At 64.9% G+C, this 21481-nt stretch carries 17 protein-coding genes and 2 tRNA genes; 7 read left to right on the top strand and 12 right to left on the bottom strand.

What is annotated here, in order from left to right; genetic code table 11:
* Positions 1-14 precede the first annotated feature (14 nt).
* The 3 genes from recJ to SR3_RS05115 all read left to right on the top strand — a co-directional run bounded on the left by recJ (position 15) and on the right by SR3_RS05115 (position 2185).
* Positions 15-1829: a single-stranded-DNA-specific exonuclease RecJ gene (gene recJ, locus SR3_RS05125; protein ID WP_157098632.1), complete on the top strand. Its 1815-nt coding sequence runs from the start codon at positions 15-17 to the stop codon at positions 1827-1829.
* 168 nt (positions 1830-1997) lie between these two features.
* Positions 1998-2072 (top strand) — tRNA-Glu (locus SR3_RS05120).
* Between the two features lie 38 nt (positions 2073-2110).
* Positions 2111-2185 (top strand) — tRNA-Glu (locus SR3_RS05115).
* 288 nt (positions 2186-2473) lie between these two features.
* On the opposite strand, the gene SR3_RS05110 is transcribed toward SR3_RS05115, so the two are convergent.
* From SR3_RS05110 to SR3_RS05075, 8 genes are all read right to left on the bottom strand, one after another.
* On the bottom strand, positions 2474-3499 hold the full coding sequence (locus SR3_RS05110; protein WP_245653779.1) for a phospholipase C/P1 nuclease family protein: 1026 nt from the start codon (positions 3497-3499) through the stop codon (positions 2474-2476).
* Positions 3500-3501: 2 nt separating this feature from the next.
* Positions 3502-4710 (bottom strand): SGNH/GDSL hydrolase family protein, encoded by a 1209-nt coding sequence (locus SR3_RS05105; RefSeq protein WP_084454948.1) that lies wholly within the window; start codon positions 4708-4710, stop codon positions 3502-3504.
* Positions 4711-4720: 10 nt separating this feature from the next.
* On the bottom strand, positions 4721-7702 hold the full coding sequence (locus SR3_RS05100) for a TonB-dependent receptor (protein WP_169805560.1): 2982 nt from the start codon (positions 7700-7702) through the stop codon (positions 4721-4723).
* A 108-nt stretch (positions 7703-7810) separates the two neighbouring features.
* Positions 7811-8803 carry a FecR family protein gene (locus SR3_RS05095; protein ID WP_068081661.1) on the bottom strand — a complete coding sequence of 331 codons (993 nt, stop codon included), beginning with the start codon at positions 8801-8803 and terminating at the stop codon, positions 7811-7813.
* Complete coding sequence (locus tag SR3_RS05090; protein ID WP_068081658.1) at positions 8772-9377, bottom strand: RNA polymerase sigma factor; 606 nt, start codon at positions 9375-9377, stop codon at positions 8772-8774. The genes SR3_RS05095 and SR3_RS05090 overlap by 32 nt, the downstream gene beginning before the upstream one ends.
* Positions 9378-9472: 95 nt before the next feature.
* Entirely contained in the window at positions 9473-11287 is a 1815-nt protein-coding gene (locus tag SR3_RS05085) for a DUF885 domain-containing protein (RefSeq protein WP_068081818.1), read from the bottom strand.
* A gap of 77 nt (positions 11288-11364) precedes the next feature.
* Complete coding sequence (locus SR3_RS05080; protein WP_068081655.1) at positions 11365-11922, bottom strand: hypothetical protein; 558 nt, start codon at positions 11920-11922, stop codon at positions 11365-11367.
* 42 nt (positions 11923-11964) lie between these two features.
* Positions 11965-12420, bottom strand: a complete 456-nt coding sequence (locus SR3_RS05075) for a globin domain-containing protein (RefSeq protein WP_068081815.1) — start codon at positions 12418-12420, stop codon at positions 11965-11967.
* 94 nt (positions 12421-12514) lie between these two features.
* Here SR3_RS05075 and SR3_RS05070 point away from each other — a divergent pair, with 94 nt between their 5' ends.
* Positions 12515-12976 (top strand): RrF2 family transcriptional regulator, encoded by a 462-nt coding sequence (locus tag SR3_RS05070; protein WP_068081652.1) that lies wholly within the window; start codon positions 12515-12517, stop codon positions 12974-12976.
* On the opposite strand, the gene SR3_RS05065 is transcribed toward SR3_RS05070, so the two are convergent.
* Complete coding sequence (locus SR3_RS05065; protein WP_068081650.1) at positions 12973-13551, bottom strand: FMN-dependent NADH-azoreductase; 579 nt, start codon at positions 13549-13551, stop codon at positions 12973-12975. The two genes, SR3_RS05070 and SR3_RS05065, sit on opposite strands and share 4 nt — an antisense overlap.
* Positions 13552-13646: 95 nt before the next feature.
* Here SR3_RS05065 and SR3_RS05060 point away from each other — a divergent pair, with 95 nt between their 5' ends.
* Positions 13647-14090, top strand: a complete 444-nt coding sequence (locus tag SR3_RS05060; RefSeq protein WP_245653782.1) for a winged helix-turn-helix transcriptional regulator — start codon at positions 13647-13649, stop codon at positions 14088-14090.
* Here the strand turns inward: SR3_RS05060 and purT are convergent.
* Together purT and SR3_RS05050 are read right to left on the bottom strand one after the other, a co-directional pair.
* Positions 14078-15253: a formate-dependent phosphoribosylglycinamide formyltransferase gene (purT, locus tag SR3_RS05055; protein ID WP_068081644.1), complete on the bottom strand. Its 1176-nt coding sequence runs from the start codon at positions 15251-15253 to the stop codon at positions 14078-14080. The genes SR3_RS05060 and purT overlap by 13 nt on opposite strands.
* 95 nt (positions 15254-15348) lie before the next feature.
* Positions 15349-16320: an aldo/keto reductase gene (locus tag SR3_RS05050; protein WP_068081641.1), complete on the bottom strand. Its 972-nt coding sequence runs from the start codon at positions 16318-16320 to the stop codon at positions 15349-15351.
* Between the two features lie 339 nt (positions 16321-16659).
* Here SR3_RS05050 and pncB point away from each other — a divergent pair, with 339 nt between their 5' ends.
* On the top strand, positions 16660-17979 hold the full coding sequence (gene pncB / locus SR3_RS05045; protein WP_068081638.1) for a nicotinate phosphoribosyltransferase: 1320 nt from the start codon (positions 16660-16662) through the stop codon (positions 17977-17979).
* Here the strand turns inward: pncB and SR3_RS05040 are convergent.
* Positions 17976-18599: a flavin reductase family protein gene (locus SR3_RS05040; protein WP_068081635.1), complete on the bottom strand. Its 624-nt coding sequence runs from the start codon at positions 18597-18599 to the stop codon at positions 17976-17978. The two genes, pncB and SR3_RS05040, sit on opposite strands and share 4 nt — an antisense overlap.
* A gap of 151 nt (positions 18600-18750) precedes the next feature.
* Here SR3_RS05040 and SR3_RS05035 point away from each other — a divergent pair, with 151 nt between their 5' ends.
* Entirely contained in the window at positions 18751-21207 is a 2457-nt protein-coding gene (locus tag SR3_RS05035; RefSeq protein ID WP_068081632.1) for a PAS domain-containing hybrid sensor histidine kinase/response regulator, read from the top strand.
* Positions 21208-21481: the final 274 nt, after the last annotated feature.

The raw sequence follows: 21481 nt of genomic DNA, 5'->3' as shown, positions 1-21481 counted from the left end.
TTTAACCGCCCGGCATGACTGACCAGCACATCTCCAACGCCTCGTCCGCCCTCATCTCCGGCCGCATGTCGCTTGGCGGCAAGGCCTGGCACTGGCGCGGCGGCAATATGGACATGATGGAGCACGATCACGGCTGGGACGGCCCCCTTGCCGACGATCTGGTCACCCAGCTGCTGCTCGCGCGCGGCGTGGCCCGCGAGGATCTCAACCGCCAGCGCAACCCGACCCTGCGCGAATTCCTGCCCGACCCCTCGCAGCTTCAGGATATGGATGTGGCGGCGCGGCGCATCGCCCAGGCCATCGTCCAGCGCGAGCCGGTGGCGGTCTATGGCGATTACGACGTCGATGGCGCCACCAGCGCCGCCTTGCTGATCCGCCTGATCCGCCTGTGCGGCCATGATGCCCGCCACTACATCCCCGACCGTCTGCTGGAAGGCTATGGCCCCACCGGAGAGGCTCTGGTGCGGCTGGGGCAGGAAGGCGCAAAGCTGGTCGTCACCGTCGATTGCGGGGCCATGGCGCATGATGCTCTGGCCATGGCGGCGGATGCCGGGGTGGAGGTGATCGTGGTCGATCATCACAAATGCTCGCATGAACTGCCGCGCACCGTGGCAATGGTGAACCCTAACCGCCTCGATGAAAGCGAGATTGGCGCGGCGCATGGCCATCTGGCGGCGGTGGGCGTGGCCTTCCTGCTGGCCATTGCGGTGCGGCGCGAGCTGGAGAAGGCGAAGCACCCCGGCACGCCCGGCAATGGCGCCCTGCTCTCGCTGCTCGATCTGGTGGCGCTGGGCACGGTGGCCGATGTGGCCGCGCTGCATGGGTTGAACCGCGCTTTCGTGGCGCAGGGGCTCAAGGTGATGGCCAAGCGCGAGAACATCGGCATGGCCGCGCTGATCGACGCCAGCAAGCTGGGCCGCGCGCCCACCGCCTCGGATCTGGGCTTTGCGCTGGGGCCGCGTGTGAACGCTGGCGGGCGCGTGGGCGAGGCGACGCTGGGCGTGCGCCTGCTCACCACCCACAATCCCGAGGAAGCGCGCGAGATCGCCGGGCAGCTCTCCCTGCTCAACGAGGAGCGGCGCGGCATCGAAATGGCCGTGCAGGAGGCCGCCGAGGCGCAGGTCGAGAAACAGCACAACCGCAGCGTGCTGGTGCTGGCCGGTGCGGGCTGGCATCCCGGCGTGATCGGCATTGTGGCCGGGCGCATCAAGGAGAAGAGCGGCAGGCCCACGCTGGTGATCGCTCTGGAGGCCGATGAGGCAGGATACGGCAAGGGCTCGGGCCGGTCGGTGCATGGCGTCGATCTGGGGGCGGCGATCATCGCCGCGCGCGCTCAGGGCCTGCTGGTGGCCGGTGGTGGCCATGCCATGGCGGCGGGCCTGACCATCGCGCCCGACAAGCTGGATGCGCTGGGCGAGTGGCTCGATGAAAGGCTGGCCAGCGATGTGGCGCGGGCGCGGCTGCATCAATCGCTGCTGGTCGATCTGGCGGTGGCGCCGCGCGGGCTGAACCCGGCGCTGGTCGAAACGCTGGAAAGCGCCGGGCCCTATGGCATGGGCTGGCCTGGGCCGCGCGTGGCGGTGGGGCCGGTGAAGGTGGTGAAGGCCGATGTGGTCGGCGCCGATCATGTGCGGCTGATCGTGCGCGGGAACGATGGGGCCAGCTTCAAGGCGATGGCCTTCCGCGCGGCGGATGGCGAGATGGGGCAGACCCTGCTGCATGGCACGCAGGGGCGCAGCTTGTGGCTGGTGGGCCGCGCGAAGATCGACGACTGGGGTAGCCGCCCCGCCGCCGAGCTGCATATCGAGGATGCGGCCCTGATCGACTGATCGGGCTCGTTCGGGCGCCAGCGACGGGCGCATTGCCGCTAATCCTTTGATTTACCCTGTGGAAAACTATCTCGCAAAAACATGCAAAAAAGGGATTGACCGAATCCCGCCTCACCCCTAGATGCGCGTCTCCCAACGAGGCAACGCTTCACCGCCGAGCTTCAGAGTGGCCCCTTCGTCTAGCGGTTAGGACGCGGCCCTTTCACGGCTGAAACACGAGTTCGATTCTCGTAGGGGTCACCATTCTTCTTCACGGAAGATGGGACACATATAATGGCTTAGGCCCCTTCGTCTAGCGGTCAGGACGCGGCCCTCTCACGGCTGAAACACGAGTTCGATTCTCGTAGGGGTCACCATTATTTCATGGACTTGCGAGTCCATGGCTGGCTCTTCGCCAGATATAGATAAAATATGGAAAAGAAGAGCGCCGTTTCACGGCTTCCCCCGGTTGCCTATCATCTTTTTCCCATGATCCGCGGCAAACTGCCGCAGGCGCGTTGAGCCTTATGTTTCAGCCTTTTCATGGCGTGAACATGACTTATCACGATGAGGCATCCGCCAGCAGAGCCGCCATTCCCGCTCTGAAACGCGCGCCCTGAAAGCAGCCCTCCATTCACGAAAGACGCGAGAAGGAGGCGCAGCTGTCAGCGCCCGACAGGTGGTGGAACAGATCCTGTCGCCGGATCGAAACCCGGCGCGTGCGGATCAAGCGGATCGACATCGGCAGGCCCCGGCGCCGTTGCCGCCTCATGCCAGGCGCGCAATAGCAAATCCCGTAACAGGGCCGCGCCACTGCCAGTCTGGGCATAAATCAGCGCGCGCACCTGCGGATTGCGTGGATCGCTCAAGGCGCCGCCCTGTTCCAGGCGATAGATGCCTTCAACCTTGCCGTTGTTCGCATCGAGCCATGCCACCAGAGCCTCGAACAGATCGCCATGCTGATGGTCGATCGTGCCGATATGGGCGGACACATCCGCGGCGGTCAGGTCGATCGCCTTCACATAGGCGGATTCGAACCGGGCATGAATATGGCCATCGCTGGTGTAATGGTGAGGGTTAGGGCCCTTCCAGCCATCGGAATGGATCGAGTCATGCAGCGGCTGCGATCCGTCGCCGATATAATGACCCAGCCGCACCACCGTATTGGCGCAATTCAGCTTGAGGAAAGTGACCTCCTCAGCCTTACCCTTGGCCTGGGCGGCGCGCAGCTGGCGCATCTCCGAGACGAGATGGCCATATTGCTCCATCACCGCATAGGGCAAGGTGCCCGTCCAGCGCACGCTCATCCAGCGCGCTGCGGCGGGATCGCTGTGCTGCAGCGCCAGATGGCGGCGATAGAGCGCCAGCATATAGGCAAAGCGCGAGCGAGGCAGCGGCGTGAGAAACAGGGTGCGCTCACGGAACCAGCCGTGATTGGGGTCTTCCTCGATCTTGGCGAAGGGCTCGCTGTCATGCCGCCAGCTATCCGGGATGGTTGCCGAGGCGGCGATAAAATCTTCCTGTTCGCGCAGGAACACCGGCCCGTCGGCGGGCAGTGCCTCGATGGCGGCGCGGTCGATCGCCGCGTGGGCCTGATGGCCCCAGGCCAGCACTGGCCCAGCTTCCAGCAAACAGCCGCCCGCCAGCATCGCCAGAGCAGACAGCGGGCGCAGTAACAAGGATCGTGTCATATTCACTGCTCTCTCGAAGGCGCGAACAGCGACAGCGGGATCGCCTGCCCCATCGCGCGATAACCATTGTCATTGGGATGCAGATGATCGCCGGAATCGAAGGCCGGGCGCAGATGCGGCGGGCTGGCGTCATCGGCGACGGCCTTCTCGAAATCGATCACGCCATCGAAGACGCCGCTGCCGCGGATCCAGAGGTTCACCTGCTGGCGGATCTGCTCCATCGCGGGGGTGAGATATTTTGAGCCGTCGCCCGGCGTGAGCGTCGCGCCATAGACGCGCATGCTGCGCCCATGAGCGGCAGCGATCAGCCGCCGATAGCCATCCTCCAGATCGGCGGCGGCGACCGGCTTTTCGCCGGGCAAAGCGCTGCGCCACAGATCGTTGATCCCTTCCAGCAGGATCAGATGCGAGCCGCCCGGCACGCTGGCGACATCGCGGTCGAAGCGGTCGATCCCCGCCGTGCCGCGCCCTTCCGCCAGCAGGCGGTTGCCGCTGATCCCCATATTGACCACGCCGCAGGCATGTGCGGAGCCGGTCGCCACCAGCCGCTGCGCCAGTTCGCCCGGCCAGCCGCGCCAGTCGGGCCGCGTGCCGCGCGCGCCCTCGGTGATGGAATCACCAAAGGTAACGATGGTGCAGGACGCGCCCGGATCACCCACCGCGATCAACGAGACAAAAGGACGGATTTTCTGCGGCTGGAAGGCGGCATCCTGCGTCCCATCTGCCGCAAAGGCGGCAGGAAACGCCGCCGCGCCCGCAACGGTGGTGGAGGGAGCAGCGGTGGTGACAGTGACCATCACATCCTCGCCGCTACGGGCGACAAAGCCAGCGGCCTGGGCGAAAGCCACGGCGCCGCCGGTGATGGTCGCCCCCGCCCCGCCGCCGTCAAAGCTCAGGGTGGCCTCGCTGCCCGGCACGATGGCGAAGCCCTCCGCCGCGCGGGCGACCGTGGCGCTGGCGATCCGCAGCGGATCGGCGCCGATCGGGTTGCTGAAAGTCAGCCTCAGCCCATGGCCGGACCGGCTGAGCCGCATGCGGAAGCGGTAGGCGCCTGCGGGAAGCTCGCCCTTGACGGTGCGGGTGGCCGGAGAGGTGGCGTAGCCCCATGCCCCGGCCCACCGATGTGGCGCAACTTGCGCCTGCGCTGGCAGCGGCATCGCCAGAGCAGCAGCCCCGGCCAGCCATGTCCATAATCCCTTTGCTTCTGGCATGGATCGATCCTCAGAACTTGAAGCGCAGCGCCGCCGAATAGGTGCGGCCTTCGTAATAGACGCGGTCGGCGAAATCCTTCGTGCCCCAATAGGAGCGCTGCGGCGGATTGAGCAGATTGGTGGCGTCCAGCGTCAGGGCCACATTGCGGTTCACCCGCCAGGTCACCTGCGCATCGAGGCGCGAGATTGGATACCAGATCAGATTATGCGCCGGATCGCTCAGATTGTAGCTGAGCGGAAAACCGCCGCGCCAGCCCCAGGCGACGCGGGCCCGAAAGCGCCCGTCGTCATAGAACAGGCTGGCGTTGTAGCTGGTCTTGGAAATCCCCGCCGTGGCCCCGGTGAAGCTGGGCAACTGCTGCTGCGTATCGAGCAGCGTGAGATTGGCCGCGACGCCCATGTTGCGCAGCGGGCCGGGCGCGCCATCGAAGAAGGTGCTGGCCTCAAGCTCCAGCCCGCGAATATAGCCCTTGCCCGCATTGATCGGCAGGGTGACGCTGGCCACGCCATTGCCGCCCGGCAGGGTCTGCTGCATGATGGCGCTGGTGATGTAGCCGTTCAGCTCGCGGTCGAACAGGGCCACGCTGGCCTGGCCCGCGCGGCCGAAGTAATATTCCAGGCTGGCGTCCCAATTGGTCGAGCGGGTGGGTTGCAGATCGGGATTGCCGCTGGCCGTGGCCGTGCCGTTGTAGGCGCCCGAGGCGGCGGTGACCTGCGCCAGCGTAACACTGGGGTTGAGCTGCGAGAAATCGGGGCGGGTCAGCGTTTTGGTCCATGCCAGACGCAATTGCAGCTTGGGCATGAAGTGCAGTATGGCGGTGACCGTGGGATCGACATCGAGATAGTTCTGATGCCCGTCGATCGGCGTATAGGCATAGATGATCGCGCTGCCGGTCGAGGGCTGTCTGGTCGCGCTGTATTCGGTGCCGGTGATATGCAGCCGGGTGTTGATCACCCGCGCGCCGATGATGCCATCGACGGGGACGCCCAGCAGATCCAGACCATATTTGACCTCGCCATAGAAGGCGTAGGTGTTCTCATGGCCCGAAAAGCCGTTGACCGGATTGTAGGCGGCGCGGCCATTGTCGGCGAACAGGGCCCCCATCCCCGGCAGCGAGCGGACATAGGCGTTGAGCGCCGCGCGATTACCCGCATCGCCCAACAGGGCCGTGTTGTAATTGGCCCAGCTGGCCGGAATGCTCACATCATCCCCGGCAAAGCCCGAGGGCACATTGATGGCATTGGCACCGCCCGGGAAGCTCGACATCGGCAGTTTGAGCGAATCCAGATTGGCCAGATCGGTGCCGTCCTGGTAGCGGGTACGCCGGTCGGTGAAGCGGAAGCCGGTCTTGATCGAACGGAAGAAGCCGTTGCCCGTCGCCAGCGTCAGATCGGTGCGCCACTGCAGGCCGTTGCCGGTCTGGCGCGTGCGCTCGTCGGAATAGGCGCGGACGTGGAAATTGTTGATATCGCTGACATCCAAGCCACTGGTGTAGCCATACCCAAGGCCGCCGTAGCGGCTGTCGCTCTGGAAATTGGCGCTGACGGTGGGGGCCTTGTTGAAGGCCAGCAGGAAGAGGTCTGTGTCGGTGTCGATGCGCGAGAGCGTATAGACCGCGCTGGTGGAAAGCTTGGCTATCCCTGAGGACCAGTCCGCGCCATATTCGATCTGCGTGGTGTCCAGCAGCTGATGGGTGTAATCGGCGCGCGGACCCGAGGATGCGGTGGCGGTGAAGCTGGCGCTTTTGAGAATATTGGTGCCGGGCACCAGCGAGACATTGCCCAGCACCGTATTGGCCGCGATGTTGGTCTGGAAATCATTGTCGAGATAGGTGTTGTCATCGGTGATATGCGTCGCGCGCAGATGCATGCCGAAGTTGTAGGCCGGCCGCCACTGGATCTCCCCGGTGATGACCGGACGGGTGTAATAGCCCTCGATATGCTTGATCAGCATGGCGCTGGGCATCTGCCCCCCCGCCGTGGCGCTGGCCGTGCTGGTCTCCGGCGTGTAATTCTCGCGATAGGCCTCAAGATAGTCGCGGCGCGTGTAGGAGGCATCGATCATCACGCCGATCTGCCCCAGCGTGGCGCTGTCCCAGCGGCGGCTCAGCAGCAGATCGCCATTGTAGAAGGCTTTCTTCGCGCGGTCGTCATAGGTGGTGCGCGCCGATCCGGCCACCGTCAGCCCCACCGGAAAATCCAGCGGATGATGCAGCTGCACATCGACCTCGCCGCCCAGCCCGCCCTCGATCAGATCGGGCGTCAGCGCCTTGTAGATCGTCATCGAGGCGATCAGGCTCGCCGGATAGCTGTTGAGCAGCGTGCGGCGCGAGGCCCCGGTGTAGGCCTCCTGCCCGTTCAGCGTGGTCACCACGCTGGAGGTGCCGCGGATGGTGATGGACTGGCCCTCGCCACGGTTGCGGAAGATCTGCACGCCGGGCAGCCGGGCCAGCGCTTCGGTGGCGCTGTTGTCGGGCAGCTGGTTGATGTCCTCAGCCACGATGACATCCTCGATGGCATCGGCGCGGCGCTTGATCTCATCGGCCTTGGCCATGCTGGCGCGATAGCCGGTGACGACAATGGGGGAGCCGGGCGCGGGCGCATCGCTCAGCGCGGCGGGATGCTCCACGGCAGGCGCCGCGCCGCGCGCGGGCGGCGGCCCGGCCATGCGCAACACGATCCTTGCGCCATCGTCAGCGTGGATTTCCAGCCCCGTGCCGGCGATCAGCGCGCGCAGCGCCGCCCTTGCGTCCTGAACACCCTGAATGGGCCGGTTGCGCAGCCCCTGAATGCCATCGGCCGGAGCAACGATCTGCAGATGCGCCTGCCGCCCCAGCGCAGCGATGGCCGCAGCGAGCGGCTGGGCAGGAATGTTGAAGCTGCGCTGCTGGGCGCAGGCGGGCGTAGCCCAGACAAGGCTGGCGCTGCAGGCAAGCAAGGCCGGGACAGACAGACGCGCAAGCGCCCCCCTGCCCGTGAGGGCACGCGACAAGACAATGGCATGAAACATGGAGAGAAGAGCCCCGTTGGTCGGCTTCAAAGCCGGTTCGCTAGGGTAGATGCGGGCCCGGCGAACATCCTCCATGCCGGATGCGATTTTTTATCGGCGGCGCGAAAGGCGCAGCCCCGCGTCGCTCTGGTCCAGTTGCAGATCCATGCTGTCGGCGGCGGCCTGAGCAAAGCCCGCCGGATCGCTGATCGAATAGATCCCCGCCACCTTGAGCCGTGCCACCGCCGGGTCCGCGATCACGATGGGCCGATCAGAATAACGCGCGAATTCCGCCGCCGCATCGCCCAGCGTCATGCCTGTGAGGTCCAGTTCGCCGCTCTGCCAAAGGCCCGCCTTGTCGACGGCGGCAGGGGTCAGGCGATCGCGGACCAGCCCTTGCCCATTGGCGGGCACGATCAGCCGGTCGCCCGCCAGCAGGCGCGTCACCCCGGCCAGATCGGTGCGCACATCGACAATACCCTCGCGCACCGTCACCGAAACGCCGCCCACCTCCAGAATGCGCACCAGAAAGCTGGTGCCCACCACCTGAATTTGCGCGATGCCGGCATCGACCGTGAAGGGGCGCGTCCTGTCGCGCGTGACGTCGAAATTGGCTTCACCCGCCAACAGGCGAATGCCGCGCGTCTGCGGCGCGAAATTCACCTCGACGCTGGCACCGGTGTTCAGGGTGAGCGCGGAGCCATCGGCCAGCGCCACCCTGCGGATCGAGCCGCGCGGGGTGCTCAATCTTTCGGCGCTGGACCAGGGTTTCACCGCCACCGCCGCGACCAGAGAGGCGGCCAGGGCGCCAGCGGCCCCGCCCATCCACATACGACGGCTCAGCTGCGAGCGCCCGGGCTTGGGTTCAGCCGGGGCAGGCTGCGCCACGGCCATCGCTGCCCCCGGCGCGCCCAGCGCCACGGCGCGATCCAGATAGGCGCTGGCTGCCATCGCGCGCGCGAATGCCCCGGCATGGCGCACATCCGCCTTGGTCCAGGCGTCCAGCTCCGCTTCTTCCTGAGCGCTCAGCGTTCCGGCGTCGACGCGCAAAGCCCAGCGCGCCGCCGCTTCTTCAAGCGCGCTCGCACTGTCCTGCACTGGCATCGGTGAATGTCTCGTCTTGTGTGGCACGGGTGCTAGATGCCGCATCGCGGCCCAATCCGCCACGCCCAATTGCATTGGTCAGCAAGGCCAAGGCCTTGATTGTGTGTTTTTCGACGGTGCTTTCGGCAATATCGAGCTGTCTGGCCACGTCTTTTTGCGACAGGCCCTGCAATTTGCGCAAAGTGAACACCTCGCGGCAGCGCACCGGCAGAGCCGCGATCAGCGCCGTGACATGCGAGAGTTCCTGACGGTCGGCGGCGACACGCTCGGGCGAAGGGGCTTCCTCCGGGATCTGCATGACTTCGGTGCTGGTCAGGGCATCGATCGTCACCACGCGTGAACGGCGCAGGGCCTGAAGGATGACCGATTTGGCCACTTCGAACAGATAGTTGCGCGGGTTGCGAATATGATCGACCCGCTCCAGCCCGGCCAGAATCGCATAGGCTTCCTGCACGATGTCATCGATATCGCAGCCAATATCGACCGGTCGCCGTGCCAGCCATTGGCGCAGCGCTGCTTCATGGGGAAGGATATGGCAGCCCAGCCAGGCCGCGCGCTCACGGGAGAGGCTCATGATGCGGGTGGTCCTAGTGCCGGCTTGTGACAATTTTTGTACGAAACAGGCATCTGCCGGGGCCATTCGGACCCCCGCTCACACCAATTCGCATCCTAACCGGCCTGTGCCTGAGCGATATAATCGTCGATGCGCTGATCCAGCACGGTCAGCGGCATGGCGCCCGGCAGCAGGCCCGCATCATGGAACTGGCGAATGTCGAAGCGCGCGCCAAGCGCCGCCCTGGCCTTATCGCGCAGGCGCAGCCAGTCCAGCTTGCCCAGCATATAGCTGCAGGCCTGACCCGGCCACACGCAATAGCGCTCCACCTCGGTGACGGCCACGCTTTCGGGATCGCCCAAAGTTTCGGTGTAGAACTGCACCGCCTGCTCGCGGCTCCAACCCTTGGCGTGCATGCCGCTGTCCACCACCAGCCGCACCGCGCGGAAGATCGAATCGTGCAATTGCCCGACATGGCCCAGCGGATCATCGGCATAGACGCCCATCTCCACCGCCAGCTGCTCGGCATAGAGCGCCCAGCCCTCGCCATAACCGGAGAAGAACTGCGTCTTGCGGATTTCGGGCAAGCCCGCCTCCAGCGCCAGCGTGCCTTGCAGATGGTGGCCGGGAATGCCCTCATGATAGGTCAGCGTGGGCAAGGTCCAGCGCGGCACCTCTGCGGTATCGCGCAGGTTGATGTAATAGGCCCCCGGCCGCGTGCCATCGAGCGAACCCGACATATAGTAACCGCCCGGCGCCCCGGCCTCGGTGGCTTTGGGAACGCGCCTGATGGCCAGCGGCATCCTGGGCAGCGTGCCGAACCATTGGGGCAGACGCGCCTGCATCGCGGCGACCTGCTTGTTAAGGTCGGCGATCAGGGTTTCCTTACCCGGATCGGTGTTGGGATAGCGATACTGCGGATCGTCGAAGAGCGCCCGCATGCGCTGCCCGACCGTGCCCTGCGACAGGCCCTGACCTTTGAGGATCGCATCGATCTCGCTGCCCTGCCGGGCGATCAGCTCCATGCCGGTGCGATGGATCTCCTCAGGCCCCATGGTGCTGGTGGTGTAGGATTTGAGCATCAGCCCGTAGAGGTCTCCGCCATGCGGCAGGCGAGCCACCCCGGCGGTATGCACGACATGGACCTTCAACCCTTCCAGCAGGGTGATCTGGCGGTCCAGCGCGGGCTGGATGCGGGAGCCATAGATCGCCGCGGCCTTGCGCTGCCAATCCCCGGCAATCTTCTTCTCCGCCGTGCGGCGCACCAGCGACTGGACCAGATTGGCCTTCTGCGCCGGCATGTCGCGCAAAGCCCGCAGCTGGATCAGCGCCTTGGCAAGAACAAAGTCCGGCGGCACCACGCCCAGCGCCACGTCATGGCGCACCTGTTCGCTTTCCTGATCGAGCGCAATGGCGAAAGCCTCCAGCCGGGCGAGATAGGCCTGCGCATCCGCCAGCGTCTCGATGCTGTGCTGGCTGTCGAGGAAATCGGGCACCTGCTGGTAGCAGCCGGTCAGCTGGCTGACGGCATAGGGCGTGCCGATGGTGGGAATGCCGCGATTGATCTCATCCTGCATCTGCGTGGAAAACAGGATGCTGGCATGGTTCCAGCGGTTGAGCCCGGTCAGCTGGTTCACGTCGATCTGCTGCAGCGCCTTGAGCCACAGGGCGGTCTGGCGCTTGTCCTGCTCCCAGGCGTGAAGCGAGCGGTCGTCCAGCCGGGACTTGGCCGCGGCGCGCGCGCCCTTGTCCAGCCCCAGCGCCGTCACCGTTTCGGGCGAGCGGTCCAGCATCTGCTTCATCATCGCGTCGAACAGGGCCAGCAGTCTGGCGTCCTCGGCGCTGGCGGTGGCGGCCTGCGCCCGCGCGCCGCCAAGGCGCAGGACCATCGCCGTGGCGGCGGCGGACTGGATCAGATCGCGGCGGTTCATCGAGGGCCCCTTTGCTGGCGAATGCATCGCAGCACAGGGTGAAACAGCTTCCTGCCGAAATCAATCGGCGTGGTTCCTTATGAAACCACGCGGATTTTGGTGGCCTTGGCCTCCACCAGAGCCTCCAGCAGTTCCCAGAAAGCCTCGGCAGAGGCCGTGCCCAGATCGACATGCAGCCGCTGCGGCGCCACATAAACCGAATGAACGCAGCCGGTCAGTTCGGCCTCCGGATCGTAATCGACCTCATCGGGATCGAACCATTTTTCGAACCAGTCGGCGATGGCCTCCTCGATGGCGGGCAGATCATGCTCGATGGTTACGGCGTCCCAGCGCAGGCCCTCGATGGTGAGGTCCGCCACGGTCTCCTGAGAAGAGGATGGCATCTGGCCCTCGATGGGATCGAAGACCAGCATGCCCTCGGGCTCGAAGAAGATGCTTTCCGGGCCATCGTCCGTGCGCAGGAAGTCCACCACCGCCCATTTGCGATAGGCCGCGGTGCCTTCGGGCAGCTCGAACTTCACCTCCGGGCTGCCCGCATGGCTGACCGCCCGCTGATGGATCAGGAAGGCGCGGAACTGGGCCACATAATGGTCCCGGATTTCGATCACCAGATTTTCGACGGCTGCATCACTCATATGGCTGACTAGGAGGATGCGGCGGCATTTGTCGAGAGGCGATCAGGCCGCTTCTTCGGCCCGCCGGGCGTAAAGATCATTCTCCTTGCCGATCAGAATGTCGGCGAGGAACCAATAGGCCTTGCCCCAGGCGGCCAGAACCTCGTCGCTGGCCGCCTCGCCCAGCACATCGCGGATGGCGGGCAGCAAGGCATCGGCCACCAGCGGATAATGCTCGGCCTTCACGCCGGTTTCGACATGGCGCTGCACCATGCGCGCCACCACCGGCGTCAAATTCTGCAGCTTGTCCACATTCTGCGCATAGCCAAGGATGGCGGCGGCCAGACGGCGCGGCTGTTCGCCGGATTCCTGAGCGGCCTGGTCGAACAGCGCCCGCACCTCTTCGTTGACGAAAAGGCGCTCATACATGCGGGTGGTGATCGCCAGCCCATGCTTCTGCAACACCGGCGCGGTGGCCTTGACGATGGCGATGGTCTGTTCGGAAAGCGGCGCGGCCATGTCGATCACTCCTTAAAACATGCGAGTCGAATGCATGTATACTCCGAGCGCATAAACATGCAATATGGATGCATGATTAAAGGTCACTGCTGAGATGCGCCTTACCGCCCATACCGATTATGCCCTGCGCATCCTGCTGCATGCCGCGTTGGTCGCGCGTGAGGGCGACGGGCTGCTGGGGATCGGCAAGGTGGCGCAGGAGCACGATATTTCGCGCAACAATGCGATGAAGGTGGTGAATGAGCTGGCCAGCGCCGGCCTGCTGGAAACGGTGCGCGGGCGCAGCGGGGGTTTTCGTCTGGCCCGCCCCGCCGAGGAGATCACTCTGGGCGCGGTGGTGCGGCTGACCGAACCCTGCCTCAACCTTGCCGATTGCGAGCATTGCATCCTGCGCGGCAATTGCGGCCTGACGGGTATGCTCAACCGGGCGATGCAGGCTTTTCTGGCGGAGCTGGATGGCCAGACCCTTGCTCAGGCCGCCGAGGGATCGCGGTTGCCGTCGCGGGCACGCCCAAAGCTTTTGGCTGTCGAGCCTGCCCGCGCGGATCCGGTTTAAACGATGGCGACGGCCGCTTCGAGGCGGCTGGCCTGTTGCAGGGCACCCTCGATGGCAGCCTTGCGGGCGTCCTCGCCGCGCCCCAGCCCTTCGGCGATGATGACCTCAAGGTCGGTCACGCCGATAAAGCCGAAGATCGAGCGCAGCAGCGTCTCGGCATGCTCATAGGCGCTAAAGGGCGAGCCCTCGCCATAGACATTGCCGCGCGCCAGAGCGATGATCACGCGCTTGCCACCGGCCAGCCCCTTGGGGCCGTTCTCGCCATAGGAGAAGGTCTTGCCACGCACCGCGATGCGGTCGATCCAGGCCTTGAGCTGGCTGGGAATGGTGAAATTGTAGAAGCCCGCGCCGATCACCACGATATCGGCATCGAGGAATTGCTGAACATCCTCGCCATTCTCCAGCGCGAGACAGGTCTCCATGGTGAGGTGGGGCAGCGGCTCGGCGGCCAGATCGCGATGGGTGATCTCAAGGCCCTGGTGCGTATCGCTCAGGCGCTCGACGATGGCGGCGGTGATGGCGCGGCTGGCCGAATTGTCGCCGGTGATGCTGGAATCGAGATGCAGAAGCTTCATGGGGGGTCTCCGGTCTGGATTTGTGACCAGGACCAGCTATGTGACTGGAAGCGCCCTGCCAAGAACGCATATTTTTAGGACCAGGTCATATGGATATGCCTACCCCCCAATCTTCTCCCCCACTCCCCACGACGATGCCCGATCACCCGGGCGTCAGCGCCGAATGCCGCAAGATGAGCAGCATCCTCACCATCGTGGGCGACAAATGGACGGTGATGATCGTGATGGTGCTGGTGGAACGCCCGCGCCGCTTCAACGAGATGAAGCGCACCATCGGCGGCATCTCGCAGCAGATGCTGACGCGCACGTTGAAAGCGCTGGAGCGCGACGGCATGGTCAGCCGCACGGTCTATCCCACCGTGCCGCCACAGGTGGAATATGCGCTGACCGAATTGGGCCAGTCGCTGTCGGTGCCGCTGCGCCATCTGGGCGGCTGGGCGCGCGCGCATACCGAGCAGATCGAGGGCAACCGCATCCGCTACGATCTGGCCAAAGACGCCGGGGAGCCCGGCGCCTTCCCAGCCGCTCAGTCCGCGTAGACGATCTTCAGTTTCCCGGCAGCCTCCGCAGCGATGCGGCGGGCAGTATCGGTGTCCTTCGCGCGGGCCAGCGTGACACCCATGCGGCGATAGGGCCGCGCGCTGGGCTTGGCGAAGATGCGCAGATCGAGCGCCACATCGCTTTCGCCGGTGGTCAGCGCCTCGGCCTGCCCCTCAAAATGGAAATTGGTGGAATCGCGGTCGGCCAGCAGCACCGCCGAGGCCGAAGCCCCGCGCAGCGCAATCTCGGGGATCGGCAGGCCCAGAATGGCGCGGGCATGCAGGTCGAATTCGGTCAGGTCCTGCGAGATCAGCGTCACCATCCCCGTATCATGCGGGCGCGGCGACAGCTCGGAGAAGATCACCTCCTCACCCTTCACGAAGAACTCCACGCCGAACAGGCCATAGCCGCACAGATCGTCCACCACCTTGCGCGCCATGGCCTGAGCATCGGCAATGGCCTGCGCGCTCATGGCGGCGGGCTGCCAGCTTTCCTGATAATCGCCGCGCTCCTGCCGGTGGCCGATGGGCGGGCAGAAATGCACGCCGTCTTTCGCGCGGATGGTCAGCAGCGTGATCTCGTAATCGAAGGCGACGAATTCCTCCACGATCACCCGCTGGCGGTCGCCGCGCATATTGGCCACGGCATAGGTCCAGGCGGCCTCAAGGCTTTCGGCCTCGCGCACGGTGCTCTGCCCCTTGCCCGAGGAGGACATCACCGGCTTGATCACGCAAGGCAGGCCTGTGAAGGCAGCGCCCTCCAGCACCTCCTCAAGGCTCTCGGCATAGCGATAGCGCGAGGTGCGCAAGGCGAGATCCTGCGCCGCCACATCGCGGATGCGGTCGCGGTTCATGGTGAGGATCGTGGCGCGGGCCGAGGGCACGACATGAACGCCCTGCGCCTCCACCTCGGCCAGCACCTCGGTGCGGATGGCTTCGATCTCGGGGACGACGAAATCGGGCTGATGCTTTTCGATGGCGACGCGCAGCTTCTCGCCATCGAGCATCGAGAAAACCTCGAAACCATCGGCAAGCTGCATCGCCGGAGCGCCTTCATAGGCGTCGCAGGCGATGACCTGCGCGCCCAGCCGCTTGGCGGCGATCACGAATTCACGCCCCAGCTCGCCCGAACCGAGCAGCAAGATTTTCGCCGTGAACGCCATGATCCTTGTCCTTTTCGCCTGCGCTGATCACGCCGCCTATAGGCAAGGCAGAAGGCGAGCGCATCCCCTTTGCAAGAATGCGCCCACGCTTTTGTTCAAGCCGTAACGCCCGCCTTGCTGGCCTTGTCCAGGCGCGAAAGGTCTTCGGAAGTGAGTTGCAGATGGATCGCGCCCAGCAGATCCTCGACCTGCTTCACGCTGGTCGCGCTGGCGATGGGCGCGGCGATCCCGGGCTGAGCCGCGATCCATGCCAGCGCCACCTGCGCCAGACTGGCCTGATGCGCCGCCGCCACGGCATCGAGCGCCGCAAGCACGCGCGGGCCATCGCCGTCCAGATATTTGCCGACGGCCCCGGCGCGGGCGCCTTTGGCATCCTCCGGCTTGCGATACTTGCCGGTGAGATAGCCGCTGGCGAGGCCGTAATAGGGCGTCATGCCGATATCATGGGCGACGCAATAATCCTGCACCGCGCCTTCATACTCATGGCGCTCCAGCAGATTGTACTGGTTCTGCAGGGCCTGATAGCGGGCCTGTCCCTCGCCTTCCTGCCCCTCGACCGCGGAGGCCAGCCGGCCGGCATCGAAGTTGGAAGCGCCGATGGTGCGGACCTTGCCATCCTTCACCAGCCGGTCGAAGGCTTCGGCCACGTCGTTCTGATCGGTGTCGGCATCGTCACGATGGGCAAGATAGAGGTCGATATAATCGGTGCCGAGCCGTTTGAGCGACCCTTCCACCGCCCTGGCGATATGGGCGGGGTCGAGCCCCTGCACGCCATCGATGGGCAGCATGCCGACCTTGGTGGTGATGATCACATCATCGCGCTTGCCGCGCTGGCGCAACCATTCACCAATGACGGTTTCGGATTCGCCGCCCTTATGGCCATCGACCCAGGCGGAATAGACATCGGCTGTGTCGATCACCTTGCCGCCACCCGCCACGAAGGCGTCGAGGACGGCGAAGCTGGCGTTGCGGTCGGCGGTCCAGCCGAAGACATTGCCGCCAAGGATCAGCGGGGGGGTGACAAGTTCGGATCGGCCGATGCGGCGCAGGTCTGACGGGGCAGTCATGGGAGGGCTCCTTTTCCCCGGGGGCAACAGGGCCCGGGCAGCATAGATGGTCGCTGAGCCATCACGATTGAGACTCTGTCATAGCTCGGCACATCGCCATTGAACCACGGATCGGCGTGAGGCCAAAAGGCCTTGCGACCACCCGGGACAGAGCATCGATCAACAGAGCTTTGCGTTACGTTCCATACGTTTATTGCACGAAGGAGAGGTTAGGCACACCGATGGCGCGCCACTGCTGCCTCGCCGGGAGACGTTATGGGAGCGCGAGGGCGTAACACCCTCGCTTTTCACTCTTTCTTCCACTGGACTTTCCCCCTTGCCATCGCGCAAGATCACCGCATGACCGTTACCGATATTGCCAAGCGCACCTACGATCACAATTTCCGGCTCGATCCGATTGTGCGCAGCCTGCTGGACACGGATTTCTACAAGCTGCTGATGCTGCAGATGATCCGGCATATTCACGGCGATGTGCGGGCGACCTTCTCGCTGATCAACCGCACCAAAAGCGTGCGCCTTGGCGAGATCATCGACGAAGGGGAACTGCGCGCGCAACTCGATCACGCGCGGACCCTGCGCTTTTCCAAGAAAGAGCTGATCTGGCTGGCAGGCAATGCCTTTTACGGCAAGCAGCAGATGTTCGCGCCCGATTTCATTGCGTGGCTCGCGGATTTCCGCCTGCCCGACTATGAGCTGCGCAAGGCCGATGGCCAGTATGAACTCCATTTCGAAGGCCCGTGGACCCATACCACCATGTGGGAAATCCCGGCGCTGGCCATCGTGAACGAGCTGCGGTCCCGTGCGGCGATGCGGGATCGGGGGCGGTTTGCGCTCGATGTGGTCTATGCCCGCGCCAAGGCCAAGCTGTGGGACAAGGTGGAGCGCCTGCGCGGTCTGCCCGATCTGCGCATTTCCGATTTCGGCACACGCCGCCGCCATGGCTTCCTGTGGCAGCGCTGGTGCGTGGAGGCGCTGAAGGAAGGCCTTGGCGAACGCTTTATCGGCACTTCCAACGTGCTGCTGGCGATGGATGCCGATCTGGAGGCCATCGGCACCAATGCCCATGAACTGCCGATGGTGGCGGGGGCTCTGGCCCGGGACGATGCCGAACTGGCGCATGCGCCCTATCAGGTGCTGGAGGAGTGGCGCGCCCATTACAACGGCAATCTGCTGATCGCTCTGCCGGATGCTTTTGGCAGCGCAGCTTTCCTGCACAACGCTCCGGACTGGCTGGCCAGCTGGACCGGTTTCCGCCCCGACAGTCTGCCCCCCATCGAGGCGGGCGAACAGATCATCCGCTGGTGGCGGGAGCATGGCGTCGATCCGCGCCAGAAGCTGCTGATCCTCTCGGACGGGATGGACATCGACAGCATCGAGGAAGCCTATCGGCACTTCCACGGGCGGGTGCGGCTCAGCTTTGGCTGGGGCACCAATCTCACCAATGATTTCCGGGGCTGCGATCCCGATGGCGCGGAAGGCCTGGAGCCGATCTCGCTGGTCTGCAAGGTGACGCACGCCAATGTGACCGGCGCCAGTGGCCGCCCCGCCGTCAAGCTGTCCGACAATCCGGAAAAAGCCACCGGCGACCCGCGCGAGATCGAGCGCTATCTGCGCGTCTTTGGGCAGGAGGGGCAGGTTGCCCTGCCCGTCCACGTCTAGACGCCTGCGGGGCGATACATTTTGAAGAGTTGCTCAGGCCCGATCTCGAAATAATCCGCCGGGCCGCCGCCGCGCAGGATCGTGCGCGATCTGGCGGTCTGGTAGACGCCATCCTCGATCAGGGCATGGTCGATATGGATGCCGACCGCCTCGCCGATCACCAGCCATTGGTCCAGTTCCTTGCCCTCCTTGGTGGTGAGACGGATGATCTGCGTCACCTTGCATTCGAAATGCACCGGGCTGCCCGCCACGCGCGAGGGCTTCACCAGGCGCGAAGGCAGCTTCTCCAACCCGGCCAGCGCGAATTCATCCACCTCCGCGCCAACCGCGGCGCAGGAGGCGTTCATCTCTTCAGCCTGAGGGCGGGTGGTCAGATTCCACACAAATTCGCCCGTCGCCTCGGCATTGGCCACGCTGTCCTTCCAGCCCATCGAGGAAAAGCCGATCAGCGGCGGCGTGTAATTCAACACGTTGAAAAAGCTGTAGGGCGCCAGATTCGGCACGCCATCGGCGCTCAGCGTGCTGATCCAGCCGATGGGTCGCGGCGCGACAATGGCGTTGAGCGGATCATGCGCCAGCCCATGGCCAAGGCGGGGCTCGTAAAAATGCTGGTCACTCATGGGTTTCTTTCAAGAGAGTGCAACGGAAACGCATTTCGAAGCTTATAGAGGCACGCCCCTGCCCGCCAGCCCGTTCCAGCGCTGCTCCGGTGGACAGGCGCGGCAGGATGGTTCAGGAAGAACGCAAAGAGCGCAGGGATGATGAGGCAGCATGACCGGACCTGACGTAACATCCCTCTCCCGCGCCAGTCTCGAAGCCGAAGTGATCCGCCTGCGTCAGGCGCAGGAGGCGGGCGGCATCGGCCTGTTCACCATCGATCTGCGCGAGGATCTGCTGATCCCCACCCCCGAATTCTGCCGCCTCTATGGCCTGCCGGTGGTGCCGCAATGCCCCGCCGCGCTGATCGAGGAACGCGTGCTGGAGGAAGATCGCGACAGGATCTCCAGCACCCAGTCGCGCCGCAGCGGCGCCATCAAGGGCGAGACCGAATATCGCGTCATCCGCGCCGATACCGGGGCCCTGCGCTGGATCGCGCGCAAGGGCGAGACCGAGTTCGGCCCCGACGGCACGCCTCTGCGCTTCATCGGCATCGCCCGCGACATCACCGCCGAACGCGAGGCCCGCGATGCCCTGACGCTCAGCGAAGAACGCTATCGCGCCCTGTTCGACGCCATCGACGACGGTTTCTGCATCATCGAATTCTTTGACGGCCCGCATGGTCCGCTCAGCGACTATATGCATATCGTCGCCAATGCCGGTTACGAGCGCCACACCGGCATCGCGGGCATCGTGGGCAAGACGCTGCGCGATGTGGCGCCCGACGATGCCGATGGCTGGCTGGAGCTCTACGGCAGCGTGCTGCGCACCGGCAAAGGCATCCGCTTCGAGCGCCGTTTTATCGAGGCAGGTCGGCATATCGAGGTCTCCGCCGCGCGGGTGGAACCGGCGGAACGCCGCCAGGTCTCGGTGCTGTTCCGCGACATCGAGGCCCGCAAACAGGCCGAAAACGCCCTGCGCGCCAGCGAGGCCATCGCCCGCGCGAACATCGAGCGGGTGCAACTGGCGCTCTCCGCCGGGGCGATCATCGGCACATGGTTCTGGGACATTCCCGGCGACCGCTTCACCGTGGACGAGGCCTTCGCCCGCGCCTTCGGGCTGGACCCGGCGCTGGGGCGCGACGGGCTCAGTCTGGAGCAGGTGATCGCCACCGTCCATCCCGACGACAAGGCAGGGCTGCGCCACGCCATGGACGAAGGCCTGAGGCGCGGCGGCGCCTATGCCCATCAATATCGCGTTCGCCGGGCCGATGGCCATTATTACTGGATCGAAGCCAATGGCCGCGTCGATCTGGCGCCCGATGGCACGCCGTTCAGCTTCCCCGGTGTGCTGCTGGATATCGAGCAACGTCGCACGGTCGAACAGGAGCGGGATCGCGCCTCGGACGCCCTGCGCAAGCTGAACGAAACGCTGGAGCAACGCGTCGCCGACCGCACCGCCGAACTGATGCGCGCCGAAGAGCGGCTGCGCCAGTCGCAGAAGATGGAGGCTGTCGGCCAACTGACCGGCGGATTGGCGCATGATTTCAACAATCTTCTGGCGGGCGTCTCGGGCGCGCTGGAGATGATGAACCGGCGCCTCAGTCAGGGCCGCCCCAACGATATGGGCAAATATGCCGAGATCGCGCAAGACGCGGTGCGGCGCGCGGCGGCGCTCACGCATCGCCTGCTGGCTTTCTCGCGCCGCCAGACGCTCGACCCCAAGCCCACCGATGCCCACAGCCTGGTGCTGGGCATGGCCGAGCTGATCCAGCGCACCGTCGGCCCGGCGATCACGCTGGAGACGCTGAACGAACCGGGCCTGTGGACTGTGCTGGCCGACCAGAGCCAGCTTGAGAACGCCCTGCTCAACCTTTGCCTCAATGCGCGCGATGCCCTGCCTCACGGCGGGCGCATCACCATCGAGACCGCCAATGAGCTGCTGGACGATGCCGCCGCCCGCGCGCTTGGGCTGCCGCCCGGGCCCTATGTCGCCCTGCGCGTCACCGACAATGGTAGCGGGATGACGGCGGACACCGTGGCCAAGGCCTTCGATCCCTTTTTCACCACCAAGCCGCTGGGTCAGGGCACGGGTCTGGGCCTGTCGATGATCTATGGCTTTGCCACGCAATCGGGTGGGCAGGTGCGGATCAGCTCACAGGTCGATCAGGGCACCAGCGTCACGCTCCATCTGCCGCGCTATGTCGGTGATGCGCAAGGCGATGCGCGGCATGGCGATCAGGCCGCGCTGCCTGCATCGCAGCATGGCGAAACGGTGCTGGTGGTCGATGATGAAATCAACGTGCGCCTGCTGGTCACCGATATGCTGGAGGAACTGGGCTATCGCGTGATCGATGCCGAGGATGGCGCGAAAGGCCTGGCCATCCTGCAATCGGGCGAGCGGATCGATCTGCTGATCAGCGATGTCGGCCTGCCGGGCGGCATGAACGGGCGGCAGATGGCTGAGGCGGGGCGTCTGGCACGTCCCGGGCTCAAGGTGCTGTTCATCACCGGCTATGCCGAAAGCGCGGTGATCGGCGATGATCGGCTGGAGCCGGGCATGCAAGTGCTGACCAAGCCGTTCACGGTGGAAGCGCTGGGCTCACGCGTGCGCGCCATGATCGAGGGCTAAACACGTAAACGCCGGTTTCACACCCGTTTTCTGTGGCACAAATGCCGCAATGCAGCGCAATTCGTTGCATAAAAGCGGCCCTGAGCGCGGCCAGCAATCCGTTGTTCAGGATGGGATTTTATAACTTTCATACATGCCACGCATGTTGTTGCAGCGCAAAATTTCCCGGGCGCACATGTTTATATAATTTATATATAAACTGATACAAAGTCACAGCCCAGCACTGTCAAATATCTGTCACATAAGGCCGTTTAGAAGCCGGGCAGCCAGCGGT

The organism is Novosphingobium rosa NBRC 15208 (genome assembly GCF_001598555.1).
GTDB classification, from domain to species: Bacteria; Pseudomonadota; Alphaproteobacteria; order Sphingomonadales; family Sphingomonadaceae; genus Novosphingobium; species Novosphingobium rosa.
Note: the sequence above shows the minus strand (reverse complement) of the source record. Positions and strands in the feature narration are given on the sequence as shown.